Raw genomic sequence first — 15370 nt, 5'->3', positions numbered from 1 at the left:
ATGCCGGCAGGGCGCGTCGCGCCCGATCCGTTCATGGCCGATCCGAGCGCAGCCTGCGGCCCATGCCGGCAATCGGCTAAGCTTGAGGGGATGTTTTCCCCGCGAGGCCCGGCATGCGTCTTCTATCGCTGATACTTGCCGCCGCATTCCTGCTGGCGGGCATTGTCTTTGGTGCCCTCAATCCAATCGACGTGGTACTCGACTTCTACAGCTGGCAGGTCGAAGTGCCGCTGGGCGTGGCGCTGATCGGGGCCTGCCTGGGCGGAGCCTTGATCGCCGCACTGGTGCTCTGGGTTGCCGTGATCTGGCCGCAGCAGCGGCGCATTCGCGCCTTCGGGCGGGATCGCCGGGGCACCACCGCGCTCGCTCCGTCCACCCCGACGGCGTTTCCAGAAGATCCATGAGCCCGGCGCTGCAGTCGGTCTGGTGGGTGCTGGCGCTGCTGCCGGTGGCGGCGCTTTCCGGCTGGCTGATCGGGCGGCGCGGTGCGGAGCGGCGCGGTGGCCAGCGCGTCAGCCGCCTGTCGTCGAACTATTTTCGCGGCCTCAACTTCCTGCTCAACGAGCAGCCCGACAAGGCCATCGAGGTCTTCCTGCAGATCGCCGAAGTCGACAAGGACACGGTGGAAACCCACTTTGCGCTCGGCAACCTGTTCCGCCGTCGCGGGGAAGTGGATCGCGCCATCCGCATCCACCAGAACCTCATGGAGCGCCCGCGGCTGACCGAGGCGCAGCGGGTCCAGGCGGTGCTGGAACTGGGCGAGGACTTCATGCGCGCCGGGCTGCTGGATCGCGCCGAGGCGCTGTTCATCGACCTGGGCCAGTTTGATCAGGTCGCCCCCAAGGCCTTGCGACACCTGATCTCGATCTACCAGCAGGAGCGCGACTGGCCCAAGGCGATCGACCATGCGCGCCGCTACGAGGCGGCCACCGGCGAGCCGATGGGACGCCTGTTGGCGCAATTCCATTGCGAACTGGCCGAGGCGGCGCTGGCGCGCAAGGACACCGCGGCCGCAGTGGCCCACCTGCGCGATGCCGCCGAGGTCGATTCGCACAGTGCGCGCGCCGGGATCATCGAAGGACGCATGGCGCTCGATGCGGGCGACGATGCGGGCGCGATCCGCGCCTTCGAGCGGGTGGCGCGACATGACGTGGATTACTTGCCCGAAGTACTCCAGTCGCTGCTCGGGGCCTGGGAGCGCCTCGGCGAGCGCAGCCGAGCGCGCGCCTTTCTGGCCGAGATGGTGGAGCGCTCCGCCGGCGTCTCGCCGATGCTGGCGCTGGCGCGGCTGATACAGGAAGACGATGGCGATGCGGCTGCCGCACAGTTCCTGATCCGCCAGCTGCAGCGCCGACCTTCGGTGCGCGGCCAGAACGCGTTGATCGACCTGGGCCTGCGGCGCACGGATCAGGATTCGGAGGCCACCCTGCGCGTGGTGCGCGAGCTGAGCGAGCAGCTGGTGGCCAGCGCCGCCGCCTACCGCTGCGGCCACTGCGGCTTCGGCGCGCGCGCGCACCACTGGCAGTGCCCGAGCTGCAAGCGCTGGGGCACGGTGCGGCCGGTCCACGGTGCATTCGGCGAATGATGGCACCGCCCGCGCTGGACGCGCTCCTGCTCGTCATCGGATGCCTCGTCACGAGCGCGGCGTTCACCGTGCTGGCGCTGCGCTATGCACGCTGGCACCAGCTCCTGGATCTGCCCGGCCAGCGCCGCAGCCACAGCGCGCCCACCCCGCGCGGCGGTGGCATCGCCATCGTGCTGACGCTGCTCCTCGGGATGACGCTGCTCGACTGGCCACAGCCGCGCGTGCCGCTGGCGCTGGGTGTCGCGCTGCTGTCCGTGGCGCTGGTGGGATGGATCGACGACCACCGGCCGCTGTCGGCGCGCGTGCGCATCGTGGTACACGCGCTGGCGGCGCTCGTGCTGGTCGGCGTCTGGCTGCCGCTGGCGGGCGCTGCGGATACGGCCCTGGTCCTGCCGTTCGCCGCCCTGGCGGTGTTCTGGCTGGTCGGCTGCATCAACGCGTGGAACTTCATCGACGGCAGCAACGGGCTGCTGGCGAGCCAGTGCCTGTGGCTGGGCCTGGCGCTGGCCTGGGTGCTTGCGGGCGTGGAAGGCGAGGCTGCGCTGCTGGCGCGTCCGCTGGCCGGCGTGTCGCTGGCGCTGGCGGGTGCCTGCGCGGGGTTCCTTCCCTTCAACGCGCCGCGCGCGGCGATCTTCCTCGGGGACGTCGGCAGCGGGGCGCTGGGGCTGGCGTGCGGCGCGCTGCTGCTCGCCGCGCTCGTGCTCGCGCCGGGGCGCGCCGCGTGCCTGCTGATCCTGCCTTCGGCCATTCTGGTGGATGCCGGACTTACGCTGGCGTGGCGCGTGTACACGGGACGGCGTTGGTACACTGCGCACCGCGAACACCTCTACCAGTGGCTTGTCCGCTCCGGGTGCAGCCATGCGGCGGTGGCGCTGGGCTATCTGGCCTGGAATCTTTTCGTCGTGCTGCCCGCCTGCGCCGCCGCATGGCGGTGGCCCGAGGCGGCACCGGCCATCGCCGGCGCGGTCCTGCTGCTGGCGGCCGTGCTCTGGTGGCAGGGCAAATCGATGCTGCGGCGGCGCGCGCGAATCAAGGGATTGATCCGATGACCTACAAATCGCTGATTGGCGGCATCCACCCGCGCCTGGCCGTGGTCCTGCACGACCTGGTCATGGTGTGGCTGGCCTGGTACGTGGCCAACGTGCTGCGCTTTGCCTTCGTGCCCGATGCCGAGCCGGTGCCGGTGTTCGCGCCCGAGCTTCCCGTGGTGCTCGGCGCGCAGGCGCTGGTGCTGTGGTGGACGGGCCTGTACCGCGGCCTGTGGCGCTTCGCGAGCATGCCCGACATCTGGAACATCGCCCGTGCCGCCGCCCTCGGCGCGCTGTTCATCGCGCTCGCGGTGTTTCTGGTCAATCGCCTCGACGGCGTGCCGCGCGGCGTGCTGATCATCTATCCCATCCTGCTCATGCTGCTGCTGGCCTCGCCGCGCCTGGCCTATCGGCGCTGGAAGGACAGCCGCTACGGTGCCGACTCGCGCGTGCCGCCGCGGCGCGTGCTGGTGCTGGGCGGCGGCAGTGCGGGCGAGTCGCTGATCCGCGAGCTGCGGCGCGAGAACCTGCTGCGCCCGGTCGGCATCCTGGACGACAACCGCACCCTGCGCGGCGGGCGCATCCAGGGCGTGCCGGTGCTGGGCGGGCTGGATCGCCTGCAGGAAATCTCGCGTGAAGTGGCCGCGGAGATGCTGCTGATCGCCATGCCCAGCATCAACAACCAGCAGATGCAGCGGGTGGTCGGGCTGTGCGAGGCCACCCGGCTGCCGTTCCGCACCGTGCCCCGGCTCAAGGACGTGATCGAAGGGCGTTCGGCCTTCAACCAGCTCAAGGAAGTGGCGATCGACGACCTCCTGGGGCGCGATCCCGTCTCGCTCGACTGGACCGCGATCCGTACCGGCCTCACCGGGCGGCGCGCGCTGATCTCCGGCGGCGGCGGCTCGATCGGTTCGGAACTGTGCCGGCAGGTGGCGCGGCTGGGCGTGGAATCGCTGTGCGTGGTCGAGCTGTCCGAGTACAACCTCTACCGCATCGAGCAGGAGCTGCGCGCCGAATTCCCCGAGCTGATTCTCACCGTGGTGCTGGGCGACTGCGGCGATCCGGCCGTGGCCGAGCACGCGCTGGCGCTGTCGCGCCCGCACACCGTCTTCCACGCCGCGGCCTACAAGCACGTGCCGATGCTGGAAGAGCAGTCGCGCGAGGCCTTCCGCAACAACATCCTGTCGACCCAGACCCTGGCGCTGGCCGCGATCCGGCACCAGGTCGAGAGTTTCGTGCTGATTTCCAGCGACAAGGCGGTCAACCCGACCAACGTCATGGGCGCGAGCAAGCGCGTCGCCGAAATGGTCTGCCAGGCGCTGGCGCGCGACAACCTGATGCGCTTCATCACGGTGCGATTCGGCAACGTGCTCGATTCCGCCGGCAGCGTGGTGCCGCTGTTCCGCGAACAGATCCAGCGCGGCGGCCCCGTCACGGTGACCCACCCGGAAGTCACGCGCTACTTCATGACCATTCCCGAGGCCTGCCAGCTCATCCTGCAGGCCGCGACCCTGGGCGACGGCGGCGAGATCTTCGCGCTCGACATGGGCGAGCCGGTGCGCATCGCCTACCTCGCCGAGCAGATGATCCGTCTCGCCGGCAAGCAGCCCGAGCGCGACATTTCCATCGTCTACACCGGCCTGCGCCCGGGCGAAAAGCTGTTCGAGGAACTGTTCCACCCGCAGGAAAGCTATCACCCCACCGCGCACGCCAAGATCATGCTGGCCCAGCCGCGCGATCTTCCCGGGGTGTCGCTGGACCAGGCGCTGCACCAGGCCCGCCAGGCCGTGTTGCGCTATGACCAGGGTGCACTCGAAGCCCTGCTGCGCCAGCTCGTGCCCGAGTACACCCGCGAGCCGGCGGCACAGGTGGTGGCGATCGGCCACCGGGCCAAAGGCGCGGGCGCGGCATGATGGGCGCAGTGGACTTTTCGCGCGTGCGCAAGGCGGTGTTCCCGGTCGCGGGCCTGGGCACCCGGTTTCTGCCGGCCACCAAGACCGTTCCCAAGGAAATGCTGCCGGTGGTCGACCGGCCGCTGATCCAGTACGCGGTGGACGAGGCTGTCGCGGCCGGCTGCGACACCCTCGTTTTCGTCACCAACCGCTACAAGCACGCCGTGGCGGATTATTTCGACACTGCCTACGAGCTGGAGCATCGCCTGGAGAAAGGCGGCAAGGACGACCTGCTGGAGCTGGTGCGCAACGTGCTGCCCTCGCACGTTCGCGCCGTGTTCGTGACCCAGCCGCAGGCGCTGGGACTGGGCCATGCGGTGCTGTGCGCACAGCCCGTGGTGCGCGACGAGCCCTTCGCGGTGCTGCTGCCCGATGACCTGATCTGGTCGAAAGGCCCCGGCGCGCTGGCGCAGATGCTGGCGCTGGCGCGGGCGGAGGGTGCCGGCGTGGTCGCGGTGCAGGACGTGCCGCGTGAGCAGACCGGCAGCTACGGCATCGTCGCGGCACCGCACTTTTCCGGTCGCTCCGGGCGTATCGATGCGATCGTGGAAAAGCCGCGCCCCGAGGAGGCGCCGAGCACGCTGGCCGTGGTGGGACGCTACGTGCTGCCGCCGCAGGTGTTCGACTGCCTCGAGCGCGTGCCTGCCGGCAGCGGCGGGGAAATCCAGCTCACCGACGGCATCGCCGCGCTGCTCGCCGAGCATCCCGTGTTGGCCTGCCGCTTCGAAGGCCGTCGCTTCGACTGCGGCAGCCGCATCGGCCTGGTCGAGGCGACCATCCAGTTCGCGCTGGAACACGATGATCTGGCCGAAGACGCGCGGCGCTACATGCGCGCCGCGCTGGACGGCTGAGCCGCGGGCAGGACGCGCGTGGACATCGACGCCATCAATGCGGACGCGGGCCGCAGGCCGCGCGGCGACAGCGCCTGGATGCGGCTCGCGCTGGAGCTGGCGGATCAGGCGGCGGGCGCGGGCGACGAAGTGCCGGTCGGCGCGCTGCTGGTGTCCGCTGATGGCCGCCTGCTCGCCACGGGCACCAATCGCGTCATTGCCTGCCGCGATCCGACCGCGCACGCCGAGATCGTCGCGCTGCGCGAGGCCGGGCAGCGCCTGGGCAACTATCGGCTCGACGGCTGCACGCTCTACGTCACTCTGGAACCCTGCGCGATGTGCGCGATGGCGCTGGTGCACGCGCGCATCGCAAGGCTGGTGTACGGCGCCGCCAACCCCAAGGCGGGTGCCTGCGGCAGCGTGTTCGACTTGCTGCGCGATCCGCGCCACAACCACCGCGTGATCGTGGACGGCGGCGTGCTGGCGGAAGACGCCGGTGCGCGGCTTTCCGAGTGGTTCCGCGCCCGGCGCGAAGCCCGGAATCGCTGAGCGTGCGGGTATGATCGCGGCAGTGCTCCCGAGGAACCGCACGATGCCCACCTGCCACGACGACAACCTGATCTGGATCGACCTGGAGATGACCGGTCTGGACCCGGCCAACGACAGCATCATCGAGATCGCCACCCTCGTCACCGACTCGCGGCTCAACCTGCTTGCCGAAGGGCCGGAGCTGGCCATCCGCCATCCGCTCGCGCGGCTGGAGGCGATGGACGAATGGAACTGGACCACCCACCGCGCCAGCGGACTGTGGGATCGCGTGCTGGCCTCCGAGGTGGACATGGCCGAGGCCGAGCGCCGCACCCTGGCCTTCCTGGCCCAGTGGGTGCCGGCGGGAAAATCGCCCATGTGCGGCAACAGCATCTGTCAGGACCGGCGCTTCCTGCATCGCCAGATGCCGACGCTGGAGCGCTATTTCCACTACCGCAACCTCGATGTTTCCACCGTCAAGGAGCTGGCGCGACGCTGGGCCCCGGCGATCGCGCAGAACGTCGCCAAGAACGCCGCCCACACCGCGCTGGCCGACATCCGCGAGTCGGTGGATGAGCTGCGCTACTACCGCGGGCATATGGGGGCGCTGTCGGGATTGTGATCCGGTGGAACGCGGTGTAGCGTGCCCGGTGTTATCCCGTGACGAAAGGAATCTGCCTGGTGCATCGTATTTTTCTCGCCTTCCTGCTGGCCTTGGCTCTGGTTACCGCGTCCGTTCCGCGCGCGGAAGCGGCCGCTACCGCGCGCGCCGTAAAGAAGACGATCGAACACAGCCTGAGGCTAGACGGCACCGTTGCGGTGACCGCCGAGGGGCAGGTCGAGGACGTGGTCCTGAAAGACGCCGGGCGGATTCCTCCCGGGGTGGAAGCGTTCGTGCAGGATGCCGTGCGACGCTGGCAGTTCGAGCCAGCGCGTGATGCTGAGGGCCATGCGTTTTCAGTGCGTGCGCCGATGAGCCTGCGCCTGGTTGCCGGTCAGGCTGAGGATGGCGGCCACGTGGTGTCCATCCGAGGCGCTTCTTTTACCGAATACGATCCCGATGACCTGTCCAGCGTGGCCTATCTGGACATGGTTGTACCGCGCTACCCGGACAGGGCGGTGCGCGCCCGCATCGAGGGCGATGCTTACATGGGAGTCAAGGTTGGACGTGACGGGCGCGTCGAAGACGTGGCCACTCGACAGGTGAACCTGCATGCCTATGGCACGGAACGCGTGATGGAAAAGTGGCGCGGCCTGCTGGCCGCGGCCGCGGCCAAGGCGATCCGCGAGTGGACTTTCAGGGTGCCCACCGAAGGTCCGCTTGCAGGCGAGTCCTATTGGCAGGTCATGGTGCCCATCGCATTCCGTCTGCGCGAGAGTCCCGACGAATCGTCGGGCTCCGCGACGCTGTTGTGGACCACCTACGTGCCCGGTCCGAAGCACCAACTTCCGTGGGAGGACCCGTCGGGGCCGTCGGATTCCTCGTCGCCCGACGTCCTGGCGGAGGGAGGCGTGTACATGCGGCATGACGTGCGTCCGCGGATTCGCCTGCTGACCCCGCTGGGCGAGCGCTGATCCGGCGGCGAGCAACACCCGATGGCGAACGCCAATCGGTCGTCCGCCGTGCATGGCTGTCGAGGGGATGGATGCCTTGGTATCGGGCCGTGACAGCCCAACGGGACGGCTTCCAATCAGCACCAAATCCGATCTGATTGGCGACAATCCGGGCGCGTGTTAGCATGCGCGGATGATAACGACTCGCATTCGTGTATGCGCTCTGCTGGCGCTTCTGGCCCTGCCGCTGATGGCCTGGGCGCAGGGGCCGGTTTCCGACATCACCACCGTGGTTCAGCAGACCTGGAAGCTGCTCGACTATGTCGCCACGGATTATCCCGGGGCGGTGAATGCTGGCGTCGTGGTGCACGAGGCCGAGTACCTCGAGCAGCAGGAGTTCAGCGCCACGGTGGCCGCGCAGCTTGAGCGCCTGCCGGACGCCGGACACCTCGCGGCGCTGCGCGAGCAGGCGCAGGGCCTGATGCGGGCGGTCAACGACCGGGTTTCCGCCGAGGAAGTCGCGCAGCGCGCACACGCGCTCGGTGCGGACCTGCTGGCGGCGTATCCGGTGCCGTCGGCACCCGAACGCGCCCCGGATCTGGCGCGGGGCGCGGCGCTGTACCAGCAGCAGTGCGTCTCCTGCCACGGTGCCTCGGGCGCGGGCGACGGCCCCGCCGCCGCCGCGCTCGATCCGCCGCCCATCGATTTCACCGACGCCGCGCGCGCCGATCTGCGCAGCCCGCTGTCGCTGTATCAGGCGACGGCGCAGGGCATCGAGGGCACCGGCATGGTGGGCTATTCCGGCGCGCTTTCCGACGAGGATCTCTGGGCGCTGGCCTACTACGTCGGCACGCTGGCCTATGGTCCGCAGGCCGGGCAGGGCAAGGCGGCGTGGCGCGACCAGCCGCAGCTGCGGGCGCACGTGAGCAGCCTCGAAGAACTCTCCCAGGCGCGCGCCGGCCAGCTTGCCTCCACGTTCGACCTGACCACCGCGCGCGGCGTGCTGGGCTGGCTGCGGCAGAATCCCGCCGCGGTGCTGGAGGCGCCCGCCGGCCTAGCGCTGGCGCGGGCGAAACTTGCCGCCAGCCTCGCCGCGCACCAGGCCGGGCGCAGCGATGAGGCCCGGCACCTGGCCCTTTCCTCGTATCTGGACGGCGTGGAGCCGGACGAGGCGCGGCTGAACACGCGCGATCGCGCCCTGCGCGGACGCATCGAAGCGGCCATGGGCGCGTACCGCAGCGCCCTGTCGGGGCGCGATGGCGATGCCGCGGCGCTGGCCGCAGCGGCCGATGCGCTGCTGGTGGAAGCGCAGTCGGTGCTGGAGGCCGGCAGCTCGAGTCCGGGCACCGCCTTCATCGGCTCCTTCACCATCCTCCTGCGCGAAGGGCTGGAGGCCTTGCTCGTGGTCATCGCGCTGTTGGCCTTCCTGCGAAAGTCGGGGCGTTCGGAACTGGTGCGCCATGTGCATGCAGGCTGGACGCTGGCGCTCGTCGCCGGCGGCGTCACCTGGGTTGTCGCCACCTACTTCATCACCATCAGCGGAGCGAGCCGCGAGGTGACCGAAGGGCTGGCCGCGCTCTTTGCCGCCGTGGTGCTGCTCAGCGTCGGGCTGTGGATGCACCAGAAGAGCATCGGCGGGCGCTGGCAGCAGTATCTCAAGGTGAAAATGAGCGCGGCCTTGAAGCGGCGTTCGGCATTTTTCCTGTTCGTGCTGGCCTTCGTCTCGGTGTATCGCGAGGTATTCGAGACCATCCTGTTCTACGCCGCGCTGTGGGCCGACGGCCACCACCCGTGGATGGTGGCGGGCATGGTTGCCGCGGTCGGCGTGCTGGCGGTGATCGCCTGGCTCATGCTGCGCACCAGCCGGCGCCTGCCGCTGGGGGCGTTCTTCTCGGCCAGTTCGATCCTGATCGCGGTGCTCGCCGTGGTACTGACCGGCAAGGGCGTCGCGGCGCTGCAGGAGGCCGGCTGGTTCAGCCTGTCGCCGGCACCGCTGCCTTCGATCGACTGGCTGGGCATCCATCCGACCTGGGAATCCGCGCTCGCGCAGCTGCTGATGGTGGTGGCGCTGCTCGCCGGCTTCGCCTACAACCGCGTCCAGGCGCGCCAGCACCTGGCGGTCGAGACGCACTGAGCCTGAAATCCGTGCCGGCAGGAGCCGCAGGAACGGTGCAAGGGCGACCCGAGGGTGGCCCTTGCGCATTCTGCGCGCGGTGAATCAGCCGCGGATGCGCCCGCGCAGGGTCTGTTCCGAGTGCGGGCCGACGTCCGCGATCAGCGCGCGCGCGGCGTCGACCCGGCCCCAGGTATTCCACAGCAGCACGCCGCGCACGCGGCCCTGGTCGAGGTAGTAGATGACGCCTTCGCGGTTGGGTTCGACCCAGTCCTCGATCATCTCCAGGCGCGCATCGAGCGTGCCGACCGCCTCGTAGCCCAGGTCGAACAGGTCCGAATAGAAGAACGGCAGTTCGGCGTAGGGTTCGGGCTTGCCGGCCATCGCAAGACCGGCGATGCGGCCGGTGGAGTTGGCGGTGTCCTCGTGCTCCACGCGGCGTCGGCCCAGCGTCTGGCTGGGGAAGTTGGCCACGTCGCCGGCGGCAAAAATGTCGATCACGGTGGTGCGCATGCACTCGTCCACCACGATGCCGTTGTCGATCTGCGCGCCGGCGGCCTCGGCCAGCGCGGTTTCCGGGATGATCCCGAGGCCCGCGACCACGGCATCGGCCTCCAGCGTGCCGCCGTCGTCGAGCACGAGCTTCACCCGCGCGCCGACCTGCTCGCCGTTCGTCACCTTGCGGCCTGCGAGCACGTCGACGCCGTGTTCCCGGTAATAGGCTTCGATGAACCGGCACAGGTCCGCCGGATAAGCGCGCGCGCCCAGCACGGGCTCCGGAAACACCATCGTGACCCGGCAGCCGTGGCCGGCGAGCGCCGCGGCAATTTCCGAGCCGATGAAGCCGCCGCCGATCACCACGATCCGCGCGTTCTTGCCCGCCAGTTCCAGCAGGCGGTGATAGTCGTCGAGGCTGCGGTAGGCGAGGATGCGGTCGCCTTCGAAGGCCGGACGGCGCGCGCTGCCGCCGGTGGCAAGCAGCAGCTTGCCGTATTCATAGCGGTCGCCCCGGTCGTCGGTGACGGTGTGTGCATCGGCATCCAGCGCCACCGCGCGGCGGCCGAGGAAAAGCTGTGCGCCGCTGTCTGCAGTCGGCCGCCAGATACTGTTCTCGCCGGCATCCTTCCACAGCGCCTTGCTCAGCGGCGGGCGGTTGTAGGGCGGATGTTTCTCCGCGCCAATGACGCCGATGGAGGCACCCGGATCGATCTCGTGGATCGCGTGTGCGGCGGCGTCGGCGGTCATGCCGGCACCGATGATGAGGTGGTCGAAGACGTGCTTCATGGCGGTGACTCCTTGGGCAATGCGATGTCACCACGCATTGTCGCGCGGCGCGCGGTGCAGGGGGTAATGCGGGCCTGCCGACGCGGGCCGCATCCCGGGAAAACGAGTGCACGATCACGCTCGCGGGCGGGAAGCGTGAGGCGGTTTCCGGTTTTTCGTTGCGGCGGCGCAACATCGAAAGAGCTTGCGCTTTCCATTCGCTTGCGTATGCTGCGTCCTGCTTCGGCCAAGGGAAACGCCGGGCGATGGCGGCATCGGTGTGCGAGGGAACGGGATCGCACCGGGTCGCCCCATCAGAAGACTCCGGGGAGAACAATCGAATGAAACGTCTTGCTGGCCGGCTCATCGCCGGTCTCGTGCTGCTTGTCGCGACCTGCGCGGCCCATGCCGTGACGGGCGTCGCCTTTGTCCACGGCACCGGCAACCAGACCAATGCGCTGGCCGACTACTGGACTGCGGACATGGTCAACTCGGTGCGTCAGGGCTTGCCCAATCAGGCCAACTACACCGTCATCAACTGCGAATTCGAGCGCTACATGTGGGACAGCCGCGCGGCGGGCTGTCTCGCAGGCCAGCTCACCACCTTCATCAGCGCACGCGGCATCACCGATCTGGTGGTGATCACGCACTCCAACGGCGGCAACGTGATGCGCTGGATCATGTCGAACCCGACGTTCGACAGCCGCTATCCCAACATCATCAGCAAGATCCGCTGGGTCAACGCGCTGGCGCCGTCCTCGGCCGGCACGCCGCTGGCCAATGCGGTGACGGCGGGCAATGTGTTCGAAAAGTCGCTCGGCTGGCTGCTGGGCTACGCCTCGGATGCGGTGAAAATGCAGCAGACCCACTGGATGTCGCAGTACAACGCGCAGAACCTCTACGGCACCACGGGGCGTCCCGCGCTGCCCAAGGGCTTCTGGTCGGTGACCGGCAGCAACGTGCGTTCCGCAGTGTGGACCGCCAACAGCTACTGCGGCGGCTACCAGTACCAGGTCGGTCTCACCATCACCCAGGCCTGGCTCCACTCGTGTTCGGACGGCTTTCTCAACTGCGACAGCCAACGCGCCGCCGGTTCGCGGTGGTTCACCGACACCCAGCGCACCAGCAACGGCTACTACCTCAGCCACCATCAGAGCCGTCGCCAGTGCTTCAACCTCGACGTCATCCTGCGCAACGACCTGTGAGGCCCGCCATGAAGATCATGAAACTCTCACTCCTGGCTGCCGCGATCACGCTGGCTGGCGCGGCCCACGCCGAGACCCTGCAGCTCAAGCGGTCCGCCGGCGACCTGATTCCTTCCAGCCTGATCATGGCCAAGGCGGCCTCGGCCCCGGTGACGGGTGAAACGAAGGCGGTGCACTTTGCCTGGGCGCTGGATGCGGATGACGCACTTTCCGCCTCCGAGCCCTTCCGCGCCGAGAGCCGCGAGTTCTGGACCCAGCTCGACGCCGCCAAGGCGAAGCAGGGCTGGGGCTTCGTTCCCACCGCGGACGGCGCGCTGGTGCGCATCAGCCTGCAGGGCGCGAGCAAGAACCGCTCGCTGCGCGCGGCGGACGTGCAGCTTCGCGTGGATGGCGAGGTGCGCGACAGCGCCTCGGTGATCGAGCACCTGGCCGCCGATGCGGACCTCAAGGCGGTCGGCGCGCAGTTCAGCGACGGCACCCTGGTGTTCCAGCTGGCACCGGGCCTCGCAGGCAAGCGCGTCGATGTGGCCCTGCCGAAATCCGCGGCGGGCGCGTTGATGCACGTGCTCGAACCCAACAGCACCGTGACGATGACGCTGTCCGCCAATGCCGTGCAGGCGATGCCGGGCCAGCGCATCGCGCTGGACGCGCGCTTCCTGGATCAGTCCAAGGCGCGCTCGGCGAAGAAAGTGGCCGGGCTCATCACCGCCCCGGATGGCCGCAGTTTCGACCTGGAGTTCCGGCTGGACAAGGCCGGAAACGCCGTCACGCATTTCGACATTCCGGCCGATGCCGGCGGTGGCCTGGAGCCGTGGGAAGTCCACGCCTTCGGCAGCACGCAGCAGGCGAAGAACACCGTGCTGCGCGATGCCCGCACCGCGGTCATGGTGAGCCTGCCGACGGCGCGTTTCACGGGCGAGGCCGAAGTGCTGCGCCGCGACGGCGGCGTGGTGTTCCAGGTGCCGGTGGAAACCGCCGCCGCAGGCCGCTACGAACTGCGCGGCACGCTCTACGGCAGCGATCCTTCCGGTGAACTCAAGCCGATGGCCATCGCGCACGGTGCCCAGGTGGTGTCGGCGGGTTCGGGCGTGCTGGAGCTGCGTTTCACTCCGGACGTGATGAACCCGGCGCTGTCGGCCCCGTATGCGCTGCGCGACCTGAACCTTTCGGACCAGAGCCGCATGAGCCTGTCCGAACAGCGCCGCGAGGCGCTGGATATCGCGGTCCTGCCGTAACCCGATTGCGCGGCCTGCACGCGAACGGCCGGGCCTGGTGCCCGGCCGTTCGCGTTTCGGGTCACGCGATCACGCCCAGCTCGCGGCCGATCCTGGTGAACGCGGCAATCGCGCGGTCCAGGTGCTCGCGCGTGTGCGCGGCGCTCATCTGGGTGCGGATGCGCGCCTGGCCCTGCGCCACCACGGGGAAGAAGAAGCCGATCGCGTAGATGCCTTCTTCCAGAAGGCGCTCGGCGAACTTCTGCGCCAGCGGGGCGTCGTAGAGCATCACCGGGCAGATCGGGTGGCTGCCGGGCTTCAGGTCGAAGCCGGCGGCGGTCATCTTCCCGCGGAAGTACGCGGTGTTCGCCACCAGCTTTTCGCGCAGCTCGCCGGCGGCGTCGAGCATGTCGAACACCTCGATCCCGGCGGCGACGACGTGCGGCGGCAGCGAGTTGGAAAAAAGATAGGGCCGCGAGCGTTGGCGCAGCATCTCGATCACTTCCCTCTTCGCCGTGGTGAAGCCGCCCAGCGCGCCGCCCAGCGCCTTGCCCAGCGTGCCGGTGATGATGTCGATCTTCTCCAGCACGCCGGTGACCTCGGCCGAGCCGCGCCCGGTGGTACCGAGGAAGCCGGTGGCGTGGCATTCGTCGATGTGGACCAGGGCACCGTATTTCTTCGCCAGCGCGGTGATTTCATCCAGCGGGGCGACGAAGCCGTCCATCGAGAACACCCCGTCGGTGGTGATCATGATCGTGCGTGCGCCGTCGGCGCGGGCCTGCTTGAGCTGGGCTTCCAGATCGGCCATGTCGCAGTTGCCGTAGCGATAGCGCTGGGCCTTGCACAGGCGAACGCCGTCGATGATGGAGGCGTGGTTGAGCGCGTCGGAGATGATCGCGTCCTCCGGCCCCAGCAGGGGTTCGAACAGGCCGCCGTTGGCGTCGAAGCAGGCGGCATAAAGAATGGTGTCCTCGGTGCCGAAGAACTGAGCGATGCGCGCTTCCAGCTGCTTGTGAAGGTCCTGGGTGCCGCAGATGAAGCGCACCGAGGCCATGCCGAATCCGTGGCTGTCGAGCGCCTTCTTCGCAGCCTCGATCACGCGCGGGTGGTCGGCCAGGCCCAGATAGTTGTTTGCACAGAAGTTCAATACCTTGCGGCCGTCTTCCAACGTGATTTCTGCGGACTGCGGCGAGACGATGACGCGCTCGCGCTTGAACAGGCCGTCGCGTTCGATGCCGGCCAGTTCATCGGCGTAGCGCTGGGTCAGGGACATGGAAAAACCTCCGCAAAATGACAGGTGCGCACGATAGCATCGGCCGCTTCGTTGAGTTCGCCACCGCGCCTGCGACAATGGCCTGGTCGCGCCCGCTGGCGCGCACACGGGAGGGGCCATGGGTGTGCTCTTGGGCGTCAACGACATCGACGCGGTGCTGGAGCGGCTGCCGTCCACCGAGACCTGGCTGGGAAGCGACGAGCGTGCGCGCCTGGCGGCGATGACCCATCCCCTGCGGCGCGCGCAGTTTCTTGCCGGGCACGGCTACGCCCGCGAGCTGCTGGCGGAAATGGAGGGTGGCCGCGCCGGCGACTGGACGCTGGAGCGCAATGCGCACGGCGCGCCGCTGGCGCTGCGGCGCGGACGGCCGACCGGCCTGCACCTGTCGCTGGCGCACAGCGGCGGGCAGCTCGCCGCTGCCGTCGCGGCGGTGCCGGTGGGCGTGGATATCGAGCGCGCCCTGCGCCAGCGCGACCTGCTGGGGCTGGCCTCGGCCCTGTATGCGCCGGCGTTCGTGCAGGTGCTGGCCGCGGAAGACGATCTGGCGCGCCGCCAGCGCTTCTTTCAGCGCTGGACCCTGGACGAGGCCCGCGCCAAGGCGCTGGGCACCGGCCTGCAGCCCAAGGCGCTGCGAGAGCACGGCTGGGACCGCGCCGCCGATGTCGCGGCCGATGGCTGGACCTGGAACCTTGCCGACGGCTGGCTGGCCCTGTCGCTGCCCGAGCGCGAGCGCGGCCGGATCCTGACGCACTGGTCCGGCCCGGCACCCGAGGCCGCCGCGTTTGGCTGGCGCTGGAGCGGCGGCGTGCTGGTGCCCGAGTGAGC

At 69.2% G+C, this 15370-nt stretch carries 14 protein-coding genes; 12 read left to right on the top strand and 2 right to left on the bottom strand.

The features are described from left to right. Positions 1–113 precede the first annotated feature (113 nt). From WB794_RS07260 to WB794_RS07220, 9 genes are all read left to right on the top strand, one after another. Positions 114–404 carry a lipopolysaccharide assembly protein LapA domain-containing protein gene (locus WB794_RS07260; RefSeq protein WP_337335183.1) on the top strand — a complete coding sequence of 97 codons (291 nt, stop codon included), beginning with the start codon at positions 114–116 and terminating at the stop codon, positions 402–404. Then, complete coding sequence (lapB, locus tag WB794_RS07255) at positions 401–1585, top strand: lipopolysaccharide assembly protein LapB (protein ID WP_337335182.1); 1185 nt, start codon at positions 401–403, stop codon at positions 1583–1585. Before WB794_RS07260 ends, lapB begins: the two co-directional genes overlap by 4 nt. After that, positions 1582–2634: a glycosyltransferase family 4 protein gene (locus WB794_RS07250; RefSeq protein WP_337335181.1), complete on the top strand. Its 1053-nt coding sequence runs from the start codon at positions 1582–1584 to the stop codon at positions 2632–2634. Before lapB ends, WB794_RS07250 begins: the two co-directional genes overlap by 4 nt. Then, a complete protein-coding gene (locus WB794_RS07245) occupies positions 2631–4526 on the top strand; it encodes a polysaccharide biosynthesis protein (RefSeq protein ID WP_337335180.1) in 1896 nt (631 codons plus the stop codon). Before WB794_RS07250 ends, WB794_RS07245 begins: the two co-directional genes overlap by 4 nt. 8 nt (positions 4527–4534) lie before the next feature. Beyond that, on the top strand, positions 4535–5416 hold the full coding sequence (gene galU, locus WB794_RS07240; protein WP_337335179.1) for a UTP--glucose-1-phosphate uridylyltransferase GalU: 882 nt from the start codon (positions 4535–4537) through the stop codon (positions 5414–5416). Positions 5417–5494: 78 nt separating this feature from the next. After that, positions 5495–5944, top strand: coding sequence for a tRNA adenosine(34) deaminase TadA (gene tadA, locus WB794_RS07235; RefSeq protein ID WP_337335257.1), 450 nt, complete (start codon positions 5495–5497; stop codon positions 5942–5944). A gap of 43 nt (positions 5945–5987) precedes the next feature. Continuing rightward, the gene (orn, locus tag WB794_RS07230; protein WP_337335178.1) at positions 5988–6545 is read left to right on the top strand and encodes an oligoribonuclease; all 558 of its coding nucleotides are present in this window, start codon (positions 5988–5990) and stop codon (positions 6543–6545) included. A 38-nt stretch (positions 6546–6583) separates the two neighbouring features. Continuing rightward, a complete protein-coding gene (locus WB794_RS07225) occupies positions 6584–7498 on the top strand; it encodes an energy transducer TonB (RefSeq protein ID WP_337335177.1) in 915 nt (304 codons plus the stop codon). Positions 7499–7670: 172 nt separating this feature from the next. Further along, positions 7671–9611, top strand: a complete 1941-nt coding sequence (locus WB794_RS07220) for an FTR1 family protein (protein ID WP_337335176.1) — start codon at positions 7671–7673, stop codon at positions 9609–9611. An 84-nt stretch (positions 9612–9695) separates the two neighbouring features. Here the strand turns inward: WB794_RS07220 and WB794_RS07215 are convergent, their stop codons facing one another. Continuing rightward, on the bottom strand, positions 9696–10874 hold the full coding sequence (locus WB794_RS07215; protein WP_337335175.1) for an NAD(P)/FAD-dependent oxidoreductase: 1179 nt from the start codon (positions 10872–10874) through the stop codon (positions 9696–9698). 320 nt (positions 10875–11194) lie between these two features. On the opposite strand from WB794_RS07215, the gene WB794_RS07210 reads away from it, so the two are divergent. Together WB794_RS07210 and WB794_RS07205 are read left to right on the top strand one after the other, a co-directional pair. After that, positions 11195–12058 (top strand): hypothetical protein, encoded by an 864-nt coding sequence (locus WB794_RS07210; protein ID WP_337335174.1) that lies wholly within the window; start codon positions 11195–11197, stop codon positions 12056–12058. 17 nt (positions 12059–12075) lie between these two features. Next, positions 12076–13293, top strand: a complete 1218-nt coding sequence (locus WB794_RS07205; RefSeq protein ID WP_337335173.1) for a DUF4785 domain-containing protein — start codon at positions 12076–12078, stop codon at positions 13291–13293. Between the two features lie 61 nt (positions 13294–13354). Here the strand turns inward: WB794_RS07205 and kbl are convergent, their stop codons facing one another. Further along, positions 13355–14545, bottom strand: coding sequence for a glycine C-acetyltransferase (gene kbl, locus WB794_RS07200; RefSeq protein ID WP_337335172.1), 1191 nt, complete (start codon positions 14543–14545; stop codon positions 13355–13357). 118 nt (positions 14546–14663) lie between these two features. On the opposite strand from kbl, the gene WB794_RS07195 reads away from it, so the two are divergent. Beyond that, positions 14664–15368, top strand: a complete 705-nt coding sequence (locus WB794_RS07195) for a 4'-phosphopantetheinyl transferase family protein (RefSeq protein ID WP_337335171.1) — start codon at positions 14664–14666, stop codon at positions 15366–15368. Positions 15369–15370 lie beyond the last annotated feature (2 nt).

The sequence above is a fragment of the Denitratimonas tolerans genome, assembly GCF_037203605.1.
Classification (GTDB): Bacteria; Pseudomonadota; Gammaproteobacteria; order Xanthomonadales; family Xanthomonadaceae; genus Denitratimonas; species Denitratimonas tolerans.
This window is presented reverse-complemented; position numbering and strand designations above follow the sequence as displayed.

Coding starts and splice junctions, on each gene's coding strand:
- WB794_RS07245 (WP_337335180.1), top strand. CDS start 2,631: ATGACCTACAAATCGCTGATTGGCGGCATCCACCCGCGCCTGGCCGTG.
- WB794_RS07260 (WP_337335183.1), top strand. CDS start 114: ATGCGTCTTCTATCGCTGATACTTGCCGCCGCATTCCTGCTGGCGGGC.
- lapB (WP_337335182.1), top strand. CDS start 401: ATGAGCCCGGCGCTGCAGTCGGTCTGGTGGGTGCTGGCGCTGCTGCCG.
- WB794_RS07220 (WP_337335176.1), top strand. CDS start 7,671: ATGATAACGACTCGCATTCGTGTATGCGCTCTGCTGGCGCTTCTGGCC.
- WB794_RS07195 (WP_337335171.1), top strand. CDS start 14,664: ATGGGTGTGCTCTTGGGCGTCAACGACATCGACGCGGTGCTGGAGCGG.
- WB794_RS07250 (WP_337335181.1), top strand. CDS start 1,582: ATGATGGCACCGCCCGCGCTGGACGCGCTCCTGCTCGTCATCGGATGC.
- WB794_RS07210 (WP_337335174.1), top strand. CDS start 11,195: ATGAAACGTCTTGCTGGCCGGCTCATCGCCGGTCTCGTGCTGCTTGTC.
- orn (WP_337335178.1), top strand. CDS start 5,988: ATGCCCACCTGCCACGACGACAACCTGATCTGGATCGACCTGGAGATG.
- WB794_RS07215 (WP_337335175.1), bottom strand. CDS start 10,874: ATGAAGCACGTCTTCGACCACCTCATCATCGGTGCCGGCATGACCGCC.
- tadA (WP_337335257.1), top strand. CDS start 5,495: ATGCGGCTCGCGCTGGAGCTGGCGGATCAGGCGGCGGGCGCGGGCGAC.
- kbl (WP_337335172.1), bottom strand. CDS start 14,545: ATGTCCCTGACCCAGCGCTACGCCGATGAACTGGCCGGCATCGAACGC.
- WB794_RS07205 (WP_337335173.1), top strand. CDS start 12,076: ATGAAACTCTCACTCCTGGCTGCCGCGATCACGCTGGCTGGCGCGGCC.